At 72.6% G+C, this 15,262-nt stretch carries 12 protein-coding genes; 8 read left to right on the top strand and 4 right to left on the bottom strand.

Annotated elements, in window-relative coordinates; genetic code table 11:
• The first annotated feature begins 31 nt into the window (after positions 1-31).
• Positions 32-1,318, top strand: coding sequence for a glycosyltransferase family 4 protein (locus WME85_RS30140; RefSeq protein ID WP_437826201.1), 1,287 nt, complete (start codon positions 32-34; stop codon positions 1,316-1,318).
• A 71-nt stretch (positions 1,319-1,389) separates the two neighbouring features.
• Positions 1,390-1,722, top strand: coding sequence for a hypothetical protein (locus WME85_RS30135; protein ID WP_437826200.1), 333 nt, complete (start codon positions 1,390-1,392; stop codon positions 1,720-1,722).
• Between the two features lie 292 nt (positions 1,723-2,014).
• Here WME85_RS30135 and WME85_RS30130 read toward each other — a convergent pair whose 3' ends face one another.
• A complete protein-coding gene (locus tag WME85_RS30130; RefSeq protein ID WP_437826198.1) occupies positions 2,015-3,970 on the bottom strand; it encodes a type VI secretion system contractile sheath domain-containing protein in 1,956 nt (651 codons plus the stop codon).
• A gap of 80 nt (positions 3,971-4,050) precedes the next feature.
• Between WME85_RS30130 and WME85_RS30125 the strand changes: the two genes are divergently transcribed.
• The 5 genes from WME85_RS30125 (at position 4,051) to WME85_RS30105 (ending at position 10,051) form a co-directional block, all read left to right on the top strand.
• Positions 4,051-5,433 (top strand): homoserine dehydrogenase, encoded by a 1,383-nt coding sequence (locus WME85_RS30125; protein ID WP_437826196.1) that lies wholly within the window; start codon positions 4,051-4,053, stop codon positions 5,431-5,433.
• Complete coding sequence (murI, locus tag WME85_RS30120) at positions 5,430-6,392, top strand: glutamate racemase (protein WP_437826194.1); 963 nt, start codon at positions 5,430-5,432, stop codon at positions 6,390-6,392. The genes WME85_RS30125 and murI overlap by 4 nt, the downstream gene beginning before the upstream one ends.
• A gap of 52 nt (positions 6,393-6,444) precedes the next feature.
• Positions 6,445-7,629 carry a chorismate synthase gene (gene aroC / locus WME85_RS30115; RefSeq protein ID WP_437302471.1) on the top strand — a complete coding sequence of 395 codons (1,185 nt, stop codon included), beginning with the start codon at positions 6,445-6,447 and terminating at the stop codon, positions 7,627-7,629.
• A gap of 5 nt (positions 7,630-7,634) precedes the next feature.
• Entirely contained in the window at positions 7,635-9,245 is a 1,611-nt protein-coding gene (gene aroB / locus WME85_RS30110) for a 3-dehydroquinate synthase (protein ID WP_437826192.1), read from the top strand.
• 452 nt (positions 9,246-9,697) lie between these two features.
• The gene (locus WME85_RS30105) at positions 9,698-10,051 is read left to right on the top strand and encodes a response regulator transcription factor (protein WP_437662103.1); all 354 of its coding nucleotides are present in this window, start codon (positions 9,698-9,700) and stop codon (positions 10,049-10,051) included.
• Positions 10,052-10,477: 426 nt separating this feature from the next.
• Here the strand turns inward: WME85_RS30105 and WME85_RS30100 are convergent, their stop codons facing one another.
• Together WME85_RS30100 and WME85_RS30095 are read right to left on the bottom strand one after the other, a co-directional pair.
• Positions 10,478-11,221 (bottom strand): TenA family transcriptional regulator, encoded by a 744-nt coding sequence (locus tag WME85_RS30100; RefSeq protein ID WP_436623099.1) that lies wholly within the window; start codon positions 11,219-11,221, stop codon positions 10,478-10,480.
• 342 nt (positions 11,222-11,563) lie between these two features.
• Complete coding sequence (locus WME85_RS30095; protein ID WP_437826189.1) at positions 11,564-12,169, bottom strand: hypothetical protein; 606 nt, start codon at positions 12,167-12,169, stop codon at positions 11,564-11,566.
• A 490-nt stretch (positions 12,170-12,659) separates the two neighbouring features.
• Between WME85_RS30095 and WME85_RS30090 the strand changes: the two genes are divergently transcribed.
• On the top strand, positions 12,660-13,436 hold the full coding sequence (locus tag WME85_RS30090) for a chlorite dismutase family protein (protein ID WP_437302468.1): 777 nt from the start codon (positions 12,660-12,662) through the stop codon (positions 13,434-13,436).
• Between the two features lie 9 nt (positions 13,437-13,445).
• On the opposite strand, the gene WME85_RS30085 is transcribed toward WME85_RS30090, so the two are convergent.
• Positions 13,446-15,224, bottom strand: coding sequence for a phospho-sugar mutase (locus WME85_RS30085; protein WP_437826186.1), 1,779 nt, complete (start codon positions 15,222-15,224; stop codon positions 13,446-13,448).
• Positions 15,225-15,262: the final 38 nt, after the last annotated feature.

Genomic DNA, 15,262 nt, shown 5'->3' with positions numbered 1-15,262 from the left:
GCGCAACGCACGGCCATCCAGAGGGAATCGCATGGATAACGCAAACGGGTTGTTGAGGGTGCTCCTCGTCGCGATGGAGTACACGCCCAAGGTGAGCGGCGGCGTCGGGACCTACGTCTTCGAGCTCGCCAACGGGCTCGCGCGCGCCGGTTGCGCTGTGACGGTGCTCGCCTACACGCCGGGCGAGCCTGCCGTGCTGCACCAGCAGAACCTGGAGGTGCACCTCATCGCGCCCCGCAAGGAGACGTTCAACAGCGCCTCCGGGGCCTCCCTGGTCCAGGGGATCCTGACCTTCAACGACGACCTGGTCCGGTACGCGAAGGAGCACCTCGCCTCGTGGCGCCCGGACATCGTCCACTTCCACCAGTGGCACACCCGCGACGCCGGCCGCCGCATCGCCGCGGAGCTCGGCGTCCCTGTCGTCGGGACCAGCCACCACCTCTCCGAGCCGACGGAGCGCTGGTGGGGTCAGGCCCCCGATCCGGAGATCGTGGAGCAGGAGAAGCGCTTCTACGACGGGAGCACCCACGTGATCACGGTGAGCGAGTCGATGCGATCGCTCATCCGCGAGACGTTCGGCCTGCCGGCGCAGAAGATCGACATGATCCACTGCGCCCTGAACCTGGATCCCTTCTTCACCCCCGCCTATCCCGAGGCGACGTTCGCGGAGCTGCGCCGCACCGTGGCCGAGCCCGACGAGGCGGTGGTGCTCTACACGGGCCGGATCCACCCGCAGAAGGGCATCCCGGCGGTCTTCGCCGCGGCCGAGCGCGTGCTCGCCGAGCGCTCGCGCGTCGTCTACCTGCTGGCGGGCGGCACGGACTCGCGCGAGTCGACCCGGATGATCCAGGAGCTCTCGGCGCGCTACGCGTCGCTCGGATCGCGGGTGAAGCAGCTCGGCAAGCTGCCGCGCAAGCAGCTGCGGTTCCTGCATCGGATCGCAGACATGGCGCTGGTGCCCTCGCTCTACGAGCCCTTCGGCTTCACGGCCATCGAGGCGATGGCGTCGGGGGTGCCGGTGATCGCGGCCAGCGCCGGCGGGCTCTCGGAGATCGTGCAGGACGGCGAGTCCGGTTTGCTCGTTCCCGTGCGGCAGACGGCGACCGACGTGAGGGAGGTCGACGTGGAGCGCCTCGCCGCCGCGCAGCTCAAGCTGCTCGCGGATCCGGCGCTCGCCAGGCGGCTCGGCCAGGCGGGGCAGCGGCGCGTGGCCGAGCTGTTCCAGCTGCCCCGGATGATCCAGGGTAACCTCCAGGTCTTCTGGCGGCTCCTCGGCCGGAGCGCCGCGCCGCTCTCCAGCGGGCGCGCGACGGCCTGACATCGCGGGGGGCGGCGCGGCCGAGGCCACCTCCGCCGGCGCGTGAGATCACGATTGAAAGGACATGCTCGATGAAGTTTCTTGTGTTTCTCAATGAGAAGGCGAGTCGCCCGGAGACGGACTGGGCGGCTCTCAACCGGTCGATCAGGGAGCACGTCTCGCGGATGCTCGAGGATGGGACGCTCGACTGCGCGCACTACGTGCTGCCCAACCGGGGTGTCTGCATCATGAACGCGAGCTCGCATGAGGTGCTGCTGAGCCAGCTTCGCTCCTGGCCCGCGTACTCTCATCACAACTTCGAGATCTACCCGCTCTGCAACATCTTCCAGGCGATCGACGACAACTTCGGTCGTGTCCCGCCGCCCGCGGGAACTGCGGCAGGGCAGCAGGGCGGGTCGACGTGATCCTGGCGCTTCGCCGCGGCGCATGTCCCGGCCGCGTCGACGCCAGATAGAGCTCGACGCCCTACCTACGTACCCGCCGACGCTACCTGGTGCGGCATCCGCAAGCCGCCGGCGCCTGGGGCGCCGGCCGCCTCTGACAGGTCGTGACGAGGGTGGCCAGGACGGCCATGAGGATCGCGACGCGCAACCGCATCGGCGACATCCTTGTTCCCGGAGCCGGGCGGCGTCAATTCCTCTCCTCCTCCGCTCGCGCGCGCTCTCTCTTCTGCTCGCCTCGCCGGGCCTGGCGGCCTCAGCCGAGCGGCAGCTCGAGCGACACCTCGTCGAGCCCGACCCCGAGGAAGCGGCGCGGGCGCACCGTGACGGCCACCTGCGCGCCGCCCTCGCCGCGGCCCGCCTTCACCGAGAGCTCGATGCTGGCCGGCGCCGCGTTCTCGAACAGCGTCCACAGCGCCCCCTCGACGACCGGCTGGACCTCCGCCGGGTCGCTGTCCGGCGGCAGCTTCGCGCAGAGCGCGCGGAGGAACTGAACGACGCGCGCGACGAAGAGCTGATCGACCAGCGAGACCCGCTCGAGGCGCTCCCCCGGCTCGGCGGTGGGGCTGTCGTACGTGAGCTTCTCCGGCGGAACGTAGGCCGTCGGCGCGGTGAGGACGTAGACCGCGTCGCTGTTCGGGGCCGACGCGAGCAGGAGCACGCCGCTCTTCGCGAGATCGCGCTGGGTGTCCGTCGACACGAACGCCTCGGTCGGGATCGCGACGCCCTCGTCGCCCTCATAGGCGCCCTTCACCTCGTGGACCGGCAGGTCCCCGAGCACGCCGCCGCCCTTCGCGCCCGCGATGCGGCAGGGCCACGCCGTCTCGCGGAAGCTCCCCGCGATCAGCGCGCCGACGAGGTACGCCGGCGAGATCCAGACGCGGCCGCCCTCGTCGGCCGGCTGCTCGACGATCGCCGCCTCCCGGATGCGCGAGGTCGACCTGTCGTACGGCATGCGGCCGAGCGCGCGGTTCATGGCGATCGCGACCCAGCGCATGCAATGCCGCGCCGCGGCGGAGCGCCAGGGCGCGCGGTGCGGCGCCCGGAACAGCGCGGACTTGTTGTCGAGCCGCTCGACGCCGCCGAGGTCGTCGACCCCGAGCAGCCCCGCGGCGCCGTTCACCACGGCGGGGAGCGCGTGCGCCTCGGCGACGCGCGCGATCTCCTCGAGCCGCGCGAGCGAGGCGGCGGTGCCGTCGATCGCGACGTCCACGATCGCGACCGACGCCGGCGGCTCGGTGCTCGCCGTCTGCGCGAGCACCCGCGCGAGCGCGCCCGCCGCCTCGTCCGGCCGCGCGCTGACGACCTCGATCCGGACGCCCTCCGCCGCCTTCACGCGGTCCACGAGCAGGCTCAGCCCCCGCCACGCCTCCTCGAGGCGCCGCACCTCCGGGTGCTGCAGGATCGCGCCGAGCTGCGCGCCGATCGCGCGCTCGAGCTGCGCGATCGCCTCGGCGGGGCGGGCGGGCTGCCCCGCGCGCGGGCGAGCGCTCGCCGCCACCGTCGCGATGAGCGCCGAGAACCGCCCGCCCTCCGCGGGCTGCGCGGGCTCCTCGGCGAGGCCGCCCGGCGCCGCCGCGCCGGCGTCCCCGCCGCCGCCCCCGCCGAGGTCGACCATCGAGAGTAGCGCGTCGACGTCGGCGCCCGCCCCGGGCGCCGGCGCAGCGGAGCGCGCTGCCGCGGGCGTCGGCGCGCCGGCGCGCGAGGAGCCTTCGGCGCGTGAGGCGCCCTCGCGCTCCGGGAGCAGCCCGAGGATGTCGCGCACGAGCGAGGCGCCGCCCCACAGCCGATCGAGCTCGGCGCGCGCCTGATCGAGCGTGGACGAGCCGTCGCGCAGCCGGTCGAGCACGCGCCGGCCGTCGAGCAGCGAGCGCAGGAGCGGCACCTCGGCGCAGAGCGCGTCGGGCCGGAAGCTCTTCAGGCTGGTGGGCGACAGGTCGACGCGCGCCGTCCGGCCGCCCGCGAGCACGCTCGGCACGTCGACCGCGATCCGCGGCCGGAGCATCGTGAAGAGGTTATCGAACCGGCTCGGGTCGACCCGGCTCGCGCCCGCCGGCGGGCTGGCCCCGGCGTTGTGCGGATCGCGGGGGACGAGATCGGCGACGACGAGCACGCGCAGCGGGAGCAGCGGCCCTCGCTCCGCGACGCCCCCGTCCTCGCCCACGTGGAAGCCGAACTGCTCGCCCAGAACGCCCTTGATCGTTTCCGCCATGGCCCGCGCAGCATAGGCGTCACCTCTCGGCGCGAGAAGCGCTAAGCTCCGCGCGCATGAAGACGGAAGGCGGTTCGCCCTTGAACTTGAACCCTGAACCCCACGCCGCCAGCGATCGCAGGCGCCTGCGCGGCGGCGCCCCGATCCAGATCGGGCTCCTCGGCTGCGGGACGGTCGGCGGCGGCGTCCTCCGCCTGCTCGCCGAGAACTCCGGCTACCTCGCGGAGCGCGCCGGCGTGCCCCTCGTGGTCAAGCGCGTGGTCGTGCGCGATCTCGAGAAGGAGCGCGTCTCGGCCCTGGATCGCACCCTGCTCACCACGAGCGCGGAGGAGGTGGTCGACGACCCCTCGATCGACCTCGTCGTCGAGGTGATGGGCGGCGAGACGCCCGCGCGCGCCCTGATCGAGCGCGCCATCGACCGCGGCAAGGGCGTGGTCACCGCGAACAAGCTGCTGCTCGCGGCCCACGGCCCCGCGCTCCTCGCGCGGGCCGCGGCGCGCCAGGTCGACCTCGCGTTCGAGGGGGCGGTCGGCGGCGGCATCCCGATCATCCGCACGCTCCGCGACGCGTTCGCGAGCGACTGGGTCGAGCGCGTCACCGCGATCCTGAACGGCACCTGCAACTACATCCTCACGCGCATGCGCGACACGGGCGCGTCGTTCGACGCCGCGCTGCGCGAGGCGCAGGATCTCGGCTACGCCGAGAAGCCCGATCCGTCGCTCGACGTCGACGGCCACGACGCCGCGCACAAGCTCATCGTGCTCGCGATGCTCGCCTTCGGGGCGCAGGTCGACAGCAAGGACGTCCACACGTCCGGCATCCGCACCATCGAGGAGGCCGACCACCGCTACGCCGATCGCTTCGGCTACACCATCAAGCACCTCGCGATCGGCCGCGATCTCGGTGGCTCCATCGAGCTGCGCGTGCACCCCACGCTGATCCCGAAGCAGAGCGTGCTCGCCAACGTCTCCGGCGTCCTCAACGCCGTGCTCCTCGAGGGGCGCGCCGTCGGTCCGTCGCTCGTCTACGGCCGCGGCGCCGGCGACCTGCCGACAGCGGTCAGCGTCGTCTCCGACGTCCTCGACGTCGCGCGCTCGATCGCCTCGGGCGTCGCCGGCATGCAGGGCCGCGGCATGTCGATCAAGCCTCGCCCGGTACGCCCGCTCAGCGAGACCGTCTCCCGGTACTACCTGCGCTTCGCGGTCGAGGACCGCCCGGGCGTCATGGGCCGCCTGGCCGGGGCGCTGGGCGACGCGGGGGTCAGCATCGAGCAGATCGTGCAGCAGGGCCCGACCAAGGGCGCGGCGCCGGCTGGCGGCACGGCGGCCCGCGAGCCCGCGGTCGACGTGGTGCTCATCACGCACGACGCGCCGGAGGGGCTCGTCCGGAGCGCGCTCGACGCGATCGCGCGCGAGCATTTCCTGCGCGAGCCGCCGCACCTGTTCCGCATCGAGGAGCCGTGACGTCCCACGGCGACGCGCCGCTCGGCGTGTTCGACTCGGGGCTCGGCGGCCTCACGGTCGTCCGCGCGCTGCGCAGGCGCTGTCCCGCGGAGGACATTGTCTACCTCGGCGACACGGCGCGCGTCCCGTACGGCACCCGGTCTCCCGAGACGGTGGTCCGCTACGCGCTCGGCTGCGCGCGCGTGCTGATCGAGCGCCGGGTGAAGGCGATCGTCGTCGCGTGCAACACGGTGAGCGCCGTCGCGCTCGACATGCTCCGGGTCGAGCTCGACCTGCCGGTCCTCGGGGTCATTCTTCCCGGCGCGCGAGCCGCCGTGGCCGCCTCGCGCGGCGCGACGATCGGCGTGCTCGGGACGGCCGGGACCATCGCGTCCGGCGCCTATCCCCGGGCCGTCGCTTCGCTCAGCACGCGCACCGAGGTCGCCGGCCAGGCGGCCCCGCTGCTCGTCTCGCTGGCGGAGGAGGGCTGGGTCGACGGCGAGGTCCCGCGCCTCGTCGCGCGGCGGTACCTGGAGCCGCTCATCGGCGCGGGAGCCCGCTCCATCGTGCTCGGTTGCACGCACTTCCCGCTCCTTCGCGCCGCGATCGAGGCCGAGACGGCGGCGCTCGCCGGCGGCCCCCTGCCGATCGTCGACAGCGCGTCGGCGACCGCGGACGAGGTGGCGTCGTTCCTGGCCGAGCGCGGGCTCGCGACGTCGCGGAGCGCGCCGGGCAACCTGGCGCTGCTCGTCACCGATCTGCCGAAGAGCTTCGCCGCGGTGGCGTCCCGGTTCCTGGGCGAGCAGGTCGTCGGAGGGGACGGCGGCAGCCGATCCTCGACCCACGTCGGAGGGGACGGCGGCAGCCGATCCCCGACCCACGTTGAGGACGGTGCGGGGCGGCCCCCGATCCAGGCCGAAGCGGGCGGCGCCGGCCGATCTCTGGCGCAGGGCGTCGACGTGGAGCAGATCGACCTGTAATACGCAGCAAGCTTGGCCCGGAGCTCCGGGCGCAGAGGAGGTTTTGCAGACGATGACGCAGCTCAGGTGGCTTTCGGCCGGCGAGTCGCACGGGCCGGAGCTCGTGGCGACCGTCGAGGGTATTCCGGCGGGCATGCCGCTCCTCGCGGAGGACATCGACGAGGATCTGGCGCGGCGCCAGCGCGGCTACGGGCGCGGCGGGCGGATGAAGATCGAGACCGATCGCGTCCGCCTCGTCGCCGGCGTGCGCGGCGGCGAGACGCTCGGCGGCCCCATCGCCATGGTGATCGAGAACCGCGATCACGCGAGCTGGGCCGGGCGGATGGGCCCCGAGCCGTTCCCCGAGCCGCCCGAGGCGCTGACCCGCCCGCGGCCCGGCCACGCGGATCTCGCCGGCGGCCTCAAGTACGCCCGGCGGGACCTGCGCGACGTGCTCGAGCGGGCGAGCGCGCGCGAGACAGCGGCGCGGGTCGCCGTGGGCGGCGTCTGCCGCAAGCTCCTCCGGTCGGTCGGCGTCGAGGTCTTCGCCCACGTGCTCTCGATCGGGCCGGTGCAGTCGCCGATCTCCGCGGCCTCGGGCGGGGGCGACCTCCCGCTCACCGAGCTCCGCGAGCGCGCCCGCGCCTCCGACCTCGCGTGCGTGGACGCCACGGCCGCGCAGGCGATGCGCGACGCCATCCGCGAGGCCGCGCACCGGGGCGACACGCTCGGCGGCGTCTTCGAGGTGATCGCCACCGGCCTGCCGCCCGGGCTCGGGAGCCACGTGCAGTGGGACCGCAAGCTCGACGGCCGGCTCGCGCAGGCGCTGATGAGCATCCAGGCGATCAAGGGCGTCGAGATCGGCATCGGCTTCGAGGCCGCGCGCATCTCGGGCTCCGAGGTGCACGACCCCATCGGCTATGATCAGGCGTCGAGCGCGTTCACCCGCCCGTCGAACCGCGCCGGCGGCCTCGAGGGCGGCATCACGAACGGCATGCCCCTCATCTGCCGGGCCGCCATGAAGCCGATCGCCACCCTGAAGCGCGCGCTCCCCTCGGTCGACGTGCGCACCAAGGAGCAGTTCGACGCGGCCTTCGAGCGGAGCGACGTCTGCGCCGTCGCGGCCGCCTCGGTCGTCGGCGAGGCCATGGTGTCGATCACGCTCGCCGCGGCCCTGCTCGAGAAGTTCGGCAGCGACAGCCTCACCGAGCTCTCGCGCAACGTCGACACCTACCTCCAGCAGGTCCGCTCGTACTGAACGCCATGGACTTCCCCTCCGACGCACCTCCGCTCCTGCTCACCGGCTTCATGGGGGCCGGAAAGACCACCGCCGGCCGCATCGCGGCCGCGCGCGCAGGCCTCCCGTTCCTCGACCTCGACAGCGTCATCACGGCGGAGGCCGGCGAGAGCGTCCCGTCGCTCTTCGCCTCGCGCGGCGAGGCCGGCTTCCGCGCGCTGGAGGCGGCGACCCTGCGCCGGCTCCTCGCCACGCGCGGCCCGCGCGTCATCGCCCTCGGCGGCGGCGCCCTGGTCGACCCGGCGCTGCGCGGCGAGGCGCTCGAGCGCGGCTGCGTCGTCGCGCTCAGCGCGAGCCCGCGCACGATCGCCGCGCGCACGCCGAGCGGCACGCGCCCGCTCCTCGACGGCGCGCCGGATCGGGAGGCGCGCATCCGCGAGCTCCTGGCCGCGCGCGCGCCCGTGTACGCCGAGGCGCACGCGCGCGTCGTGACGGACGGCGTCGCGCCCGAGGAGGTCGCCGCGCGGGTCCTCCGCGCCTACGCAGATCGCCCGCTCTTCGTGCCGCTCGGCGACAAGAGCTACGCCGTGCGCGTCGCCTTCGACGCGGCGGCGTCCGCGGCGGACGCCGTCGCGGCGCTCGCGCCGTCGTCCGTCTTCGTTGTCACGGACGAGAACGTGAGCCGCCTCTGGGGCGCGCCGCTGCTCGACGCCCTCGCGGCGCAGGGCAAGCCGGCCGCGGCGGTCACGGTCCTCCGGCCCGGCGAGGAGCACAAACGGCTCTCGGCCGTCGAGGCTGCGCTCACGGCGATGCTCGACGCGGGCGCCGACCGCGACGCGGTGGTGCTCGCGCACGGCGGGGGCGTGGTGACCGACATCGGCGGCTTCGCTGCCTCCACGCTCCTCCGCGGCGTCCGCTGGGTCGCCGCGCCGACGACGCTCCTCTCGATGGTCGACGCCTCGGTCGGCGGCAAGACCGGGGTCGACCTCGGCCCCGCGAAGAACGCCGTCGGCACCTTCCACCAGCCGTCCGCAGTCGTCGCGAGCCCGGCGGCGCTCGCGACCGAGACCGACCGCGCCTTCCGCAGCGGGCTCGCCGAGGTGGTGAAGACGGCCTGCATCGGCGAGCCGGAGCTGCACACGCTGCTGGAGCGCGAGGCCGACCGCGTCCTCGCGCGCGACCCCGGCCTGCTCGCCGAGATCATCCGCCGCTCGATCGCGGTGAAGGCGGCCATCGTCGTCCGCGACGAGCGCGAGTCGGGCGACCGCGCCCTCCTCAACTTCGGCCACACGCTCGGGCACGCCCTCGAGGCGGAGGGCGGGTTCGTCCGGCTGGCCCACGGCGAGGCGGTGGCGCTCGGCATGGTGGCGATGCTCCGCGTCGGCTGCTCGCTCGGCGTGACCGACCGCGCGGCGGCCGATCGGGTCATCCGCCTGCTCGCCCGGCTCGGGCTGCCGACCCGCATCGAGGACGAGCCGGTCTCCGCCGCGCTGCGCTTCCTGTCGCTCGACAAGAAGCGCCGCGGCTCCACGGTCCGGACGGTGCTGATGCGCGACATCGGCAGCACGTTCGTGGAGCCGATGCAGCTCGATCGCCTCGCTTCGCTGCTCGAGCGCGCGGCGGCCGGCGCGGCCTGAGCGCTCGGCCTCCTTCAGCAAAGTGAGCTGATTCACGCCCGGCGCTCCCTGGCGCGGCGGGCGTGCTGGGAGCGCCCGTCGCGCCAGGGAGCGCCCGTCGCGCCAGGGAGCGCCCGCCTGGCGGCGTCCGGTCGCGGGCCGAGTCGGTCTCTGCGTCATCCATCCGGGTCACTGGAGCGGCTCGAAGAGATATCGAGTGGCCCGGCGTGGCCGGCTCTCATGACATCGCGCCTGTGCCCGAGACAGCGCTGCTTGGCGAGGAGCCGTGGGTTGCGCGCGCCGAGCGGTCTCGTTGCCGCGGCCTCCACTGAGGGCCCAGGTTGCGGTGACAGTGAAGAAAATTGATGGGGCTCCAATGTTCCTGGAAAAATTGACCCACCAACGGCCCCCGTCGTTCGCTTCGCGCTATCCTTTGCCGGCGCATGGTGACCGCGACAAAAAAGAGAGTTCTGGTGGTGGAGGACGAGGAGGACACGGCGGCGATGATCGCCCGGTTCCTCAGCGACGAGTTCGACACCGTTGTCGCGACGAACGGGGTCGACGGTTTGGCGTTGGCGCAGCAGGAGCCGCGGCCGGATCTCGTGATCGTGGACATCATGATGCCGAAGCTCGACGGGGTGAGCATGACGAAGCGACTCCGCGAGAACGAGCCGACGCGCCGGGTACCGGTCATTTTCCTTACCGCCAAGTCGGATCCGATGGACGTCATCGCCGGCATCCAGGCTGGCGCGCGCCACTACATCACGAAGCCCTTCGTGCTCGACGACCTGAGAAAGAAGGTCCGCAAAGCCGTCTACGGCCGCTGAGCGGGGCTCACCCGCTTCGGATACGGGCCCACCTCGACGTTTTCGGTGCTCGGCGTACTGGAGTACGCCTCCGCGCCGAAAACGCCGATCTGGGCCCGTCTCCTGTGCGGGTGAGCCCCGCTCTGCAGCGCTGGAGGTCAAAGAGAGGAGAGGGGCTCGGGATAGAAAGGCTGCTTGACCGCCGCTTTGGAGCGGGAGACACGAGGCCTGTTTCGGCGAGACCTCGGCCTGAATTCAGCGGCGATCGTGCGCTGAATGGCGGTCAGCCCTGGAAGAGTCGAGGACGCCTGAGAAGGGGAAGAGGCGCTCGCGGTACTCCCCGGCGTCTGTGAGGGGACTCGTTCTGCGCCCGAAGGCTCGATGGGTCGAGTCGAGGCGGGCGGACGCGGCTGATTGGATGCCTGGGGCGCGCCGCGCCGGGGTGGGTCAGCTGCCGCGGCTCGGGACGCTGCAGGCCTTGAGCGCGCGCTCGAACAGCTCGAGCGAACGGCCGACGCTCGAGTGCACCCGGCGGATCTCCTCGGCAGAGGTGGTCGCGAGCTTCACGATCTCGAGCGCCTCGCGCGGGTGAGCGTCATCGTAATTCGCATGCGCGGCCAGCCACGTCAGCGACTTGCTCCCCTCACCGTAGAGCTTGGTGAAGGCCGGCAGCACCACGCGGGACCACTCGCCGGTGATCCCCTCGATCGCGTAGTTGACCGCGCCCACCGCCTCCGCGAGCGAGCCGCGGTAAGACACCGACCAGAGCCACTCGAAGAGCGAGGCGACCTCCGTGCTCGGACGGTGGCTCGTGATCTCCGACGCGCTGATGCCATGCCCCGCCGCCCAGTCGAGGTACCAGCGCACGTGCAGCGCCTCGACCCGGATGTTGCCGATGAGCCAGTCGCGCACCAGAAAGTCGCGCGGCGTCTGGCCATACGTCGTCTTGGCCAGGCTCAGCCCCATGTACTTCGGGAACGCCTCGACGACGCAAAAGAACTCCCGGATGAGCAGGCTCCACGTCTCGTGGTCGACCGGCTCCGTCATCGTCCGCGCGATCGGCGGCGTGTAGACCGCAGCCTTCCACTGGTCGGCCAGGGACTCGATCATGTCCTCGACCCAGACCGGGTGCGGCGTCGCCTTGAGGCTGTCCTTGACTTCCTTGTGCCGCTGCGAGCGAGGTGACAGCATGAATTTACCTGGAAGGTTGCTGAATCAGTCTCCCTCGTGCCTGCCCGCCGGTCTATGCTCCACCGAAACCCCCTCAGGCTGACCGGCCAGCGGCCATCAGGAGACAAGGCGCGGCGTGGGCACGATGCTGACCCTCAGACGCTGAGGACGAAAGAGCCAGCACGATGACCTCGCGATAAGAGGCTTCGTGTACATGTGTCCCGCCTGCACCTAGTTTGGATCAGAGCGCAGGAAAAAGTCAATAGGCAAACGAGGGCGCCGACAGGTCGTCGGGGCGCCTGGTCACGGATGGTTACGGAGCGGCCCGGTGTCGCTCAGGTAGTTCCCGAGTCGTTTACCCGCTTACCAGACGACCTCGGAGAGGCACTCGGTCGCGCCCCGGAACCGGCACCGCTGGTGGGTCACCTTGGGGGTCGACGCGCCGCACAGGAGCAGCGCCTGCTCCACCCAACCGCAGACGCCATCTCCGCAGTTCATCGCCGAGGGCCCCTCGTCGTCCCCGGTCGGCCCCGTGATGGTCAGCACCCACTCCCGCGGCTTCACCATCCGCGGGAAGACCTTTCCGGCGTCGAAATAGCGCGACCAGAACATCCCGGTGCGGGCGACGATCGTGTCGGGCATCGCGATCGACAGCGCGAATTTCAATACCGTATTGAGATCGCGGTCCGCGACGTAGCGGGCAAAACGCTTGATCTCGGCGGCCTGGTCGCTCGCGGTTCGCACGTGGGTTCGCAACGCCCGGTTCCAGACGCCGATCGGATACCAGCTGCTCGCGAGGATCGGCTGATAGAGTACGTCCCGGTCTGACTTGGGCAGCGAGGTCACCAGCCGCTCCCATGCCCCGGCGTCGCGGTTCGTCGTGACGAACGACCGGAGGTTGACCAGCAACGTTCCTTTGCACTTGCCGGCGGGGATCGAGGATTTGAGCTTCGTGTCGTGCGTCTTCATCGCGGCGAACCTACGGCGGGAAGGCCCTGACGAAGCCGGGCCCGATCGCGGGCGCGGCGCGTGCGGTCTCGGACGGGAAGCCCTGCCCGGGAGCACATCGTCGAGGCGACTCCAGGAGTCGTGGTTGTACCTTGCAGGGGAGCGTGAGTTCGCCTCGATGGCAAGAGATGATTACGCCGGAGCAGGCGCGCGACACGGGGCACCGCAGCCTTCGACAAGGCCTCCCTGGGCGGCCAGCGTCGTCCAGCGTTGTCCAGCTCTCGTTCTGACCCGACGGTCACACGCCAGGATGCGGGCATCCGCGCGGACAGACGTGTAGGTGTAACCCGTATCACGCACATCCGCGCCGGAACGGGCGCTCTGCCCGCCCGACCGCGCCGGGTACGGCGCCGGCGGCGCTTGCCGGCGGCCCCGCGCCTCGCCGGCGGCGCTTGCCGGCAGCCCGCGCCTCGCAGTTGCCGCCCTGCGCGAACCTCGGTACCCCTACGCCATGAGCGAACCCACCACGGGCCGGCCCGCCGCCGGCCACGCGGAGCCCGAACTGCCGCACATCGACGTCGCCGAGCGGGGGGCGCCGCGCGACGGGCGGCCGCAGGTCCTCGACCGCCGGCTGTTCATGCAGCTGCTCGTCTTCCGCTGCCCCAGCGCCGGCGACCCGGCCGAGCTGACCCGCGCCGTCGGCCAGGCCCTCGAGGCCCAGCGCGTCGGCGCGGTCGTCTACGAGGACCTCGGCGACCCGCGGGGGATCGCGGTGCTCACCTGGGCGGAGGATCCAGCCGTCTTCGTCCAGACCGTCCGGCCGGCGCTCAACCGCGGCGACCTCCGGGCGCTGGAGCTCCGCCCCGACTTCACGATGCTGGGGCGCACCTACTCGACCGGCTACGAGCAGGACCTGGAGTACTGGATGCTCCGGCGCCCGGCCGAGACCGTCCTCAACCCCGCCTGGCCGTGGGCAGTGTGGTACCCGCTCCGCCGCAGCGGCGCGTTCGCCAAGCTCGAAGGGCGCGAGCAGGGGAGCATCCTGCGCGAGCACGGCACCATCGGCCGGGCGTACGGCGCGCAGGATCTCGCCCACGACATCCGCCTCGCGTGCCACGGGCTCGACGCCCGCGACAACGAGTTCGTGATCGGGCTCGTCGGCAAGGAGCTCCACCCGCTCTCGCACATCGTGCAGTCGATGCGGAAGACCCGCCAGACCTCGGAGTTCATCAGCCAGATGGGCCCGTTCTTCGTCGGCAGGGCCGCCTTCCGCACCTCCGCCGGCTGAACGGGCCCTTCAGCCGATGCCGGCGAGGCCCGAGAACGCCCTGGCGAGCGCGTCGAGGCGCGCCGCCGCGCGAGCCTCGACGCCGCCCAGCGGCTCGTCCGGGGCGACCTCCTCGCGCACGTCGAAGTAGAACTTGATCTTCGGCTCGGTGCCGCTCGGGCGCGCGATGATCCGGCTGCCGCCGTCGAGCTCGTACACGAGCACGTTGCTCGGCGGCAGGACGAGCGACTCGGTCCCGCCGTCGCTCGAGGTGCGCGTGCGCGCCTCGAAGTCGCGCCACGCCGCCACGGGGACGCCGCCGACCTCGGCCGGCGGGCTCTTCCTCAGCGCGGCCATGATGGCCGCGATCCTCCCGACGCCGTCGACCCCGCGCAGGGTGTAGGAGCGCTGCCCGCTCATGTAGAGGCCGTACCTGCGGGTGAGCGCCTCGAGCTCGTCGAGCAGGGTCTTGCCCTCGGCCTTGCGCACCGCCGCGAGCTCGGCGAGCACCGCCGCGGCGCTGATGCCGTCCTTGTCGCGCACGACCGGGCCGATGGTGTAGCCGAGCGCCTCCTCGAAGCCGAACACGAAGCGGGCGCCGGTCGATCGCTCGATGTCCATCGCCCGGTTGGCGATCCACTTGAACCCCGTCAGGGTCTCCTCGTAGTGCACCCCGAGCGCCGCGGCGATCGCGCCGAGCATCGGGGTCGAGACGCACGAGGCGAGCACGAGGCGGCGCTCGTTCGCCCCGCCGCCGCCCTGGCCCTCGGTGAGCAGGTAGTGGCCGAGGAGCACGCCGACCTGGTTGCCCGTGAGCTGCGCGTACTCGCCGTCCGGGCGCCGCACCGCGACGGCGAGCCGGTCGACGTCCGGATCGTTGGCGAGGACGAGGTCGGCGCCCTCCTTCCTCGCGAGGGCGAACGCCAGGTCCATGGCGCCCTTCTCCTCGGGGTTCGGGAACGCGACCGTGGGGAACGCGCCGTCCGGCTCGGCCTGCTCGGGCACGCTCGTCACGCGCGCGAAGCCGGCCTGCGCGAGCGCCGTGCGGACGAGGCGGTTGCCCACGCCGTGCAGCGGCGTGTACACGATGCGCAGGCCGCGATCGCCGTCGCCCCGCACCCCGAGGCCGCGGATCGCGCGGAGGTAGCTCTGCTCGAGCTCCTCGGGGAAATCGCGCACGAGGCCCCGCTGCCTCGCCTCGTCGAAGGGCACGCGGGGGACCTGGTCCGCCGGCGGCGAGGCGTCGATCGCCGTCGCGATCCCCGTGTCGTGCGGTGGGATGATCTGCGCGGCGTTGTCCCAGTAGACCTTGTAACCGTTGTACTCGGGCGGGTTGTGGCTCGCCGTCACCATCACGCCCGCGGCCGCGCCGAGGTGGGCGACCGCGAAGGCGGCGACCGGGGTGGGGCAGGGGGCGGGCGCGAGGTAGCTCGGGATGCCCGCGGCGGCGAGCGCGCAGGCGGCGTCCTCCGCGAACTCGCGGCTCATCCGGCGGCCGTCGTAGCCGACGACGACGCCGGCGCTCCGCGCCTTCTCGCCGAGCGCGGCGAGGAGATAGCGGGCGAGGCCCGCTGTCGTGCGGAGGATGACCGCGCGGTTCATCCGGCTCTCGCCGGCGCCGAGCACGCCGCGGATGCCGGCCGTGCCGAACTCGAGGGGACCGGCGAAGCGCTCGGCGAGCTCGGCGCGGACGCCCTCCTCGCCCGCCCTGGCCGCCTCGATGAGCTGGCGCAGCTCGCTCTGGGTCTCCGGATCGGGGTCGTGGGCAAGCCAGCGTTCGGCGGGCTCGAGGACGAAGTCGTGGCTCACGACATCCTTTTTAGTTCAAGCCGGCCGCCGTGTGCAGC

The organism is Sorangium sp. So ce1153, from assembly GCF_051521595.1.
Classification (GTDB): domain Bacteria; phylum Myxococcota_A; class Polyangia; order Polyangiales; family Polyangiaceae; genus Sorangium.
This window is presented reverse-complemented; position numbering and strand designations above follow the sequence as displayed.

Bases quoted from the DNA above. Each gene is read 5' to 3' on its own strand.
- aroB (WP_437826192.1), top strand. From the start codon at position 7,635: ATGGACTTCCCCTCCGACGCACCTCCGCTCCTGCTCACCGGCTTCATG.
- WME85_RS30100 (WP_436623099.1), bottom strand. From the start codon at position 11,221: ATGCTGTCACCTCGCTCGCAGCGGCACAAGGAAGTCAAGGACAGCCTC.
- WME85_RS30130 (WP_437826198.1), bottom strand. From the start codon at position 3,970: ATGGCGGAAACGATCAAGGGCGTTCTGGGCGAGCAGTTCGGCTTCCAC.
- WME85_RS30090 (WP_437302468.1), top strand. From the start codon at position 12,660: ATGAGCGAACCCACCACGGGCCGGCCCGCCGCCGGCCACGCGGAGCCC.
- WME85_RS30135 (WP_437826200.1), top strand. From the start codon at position 1,390: ATGAAGTTTCTTGTGTTTCTCAATGAGAAGGCGAGTCGCCCGGAGACG.
- aroC (WP_437302471.1), top strand. From the start codon at position 6,445: ATGACGCAGCTCAGGTGGCTTTCGGCCGGCGAGTCGCACGGGCCGGAG.
- WME85_RS30140 (WP_437826201.1), top strand. From the start codon at position 32: ATGGATAACGCAAACGGGTTGTTGAGGGTGCTCCTCGTCGCGATGGAG.
- WME85_RS30095 (WP_437826189.1), bottom strand. From the start codon at position 12,169: ATGAAGACGCACGACACGAAGCTCAAATCCTCGATCCCCGCCGGCAAG.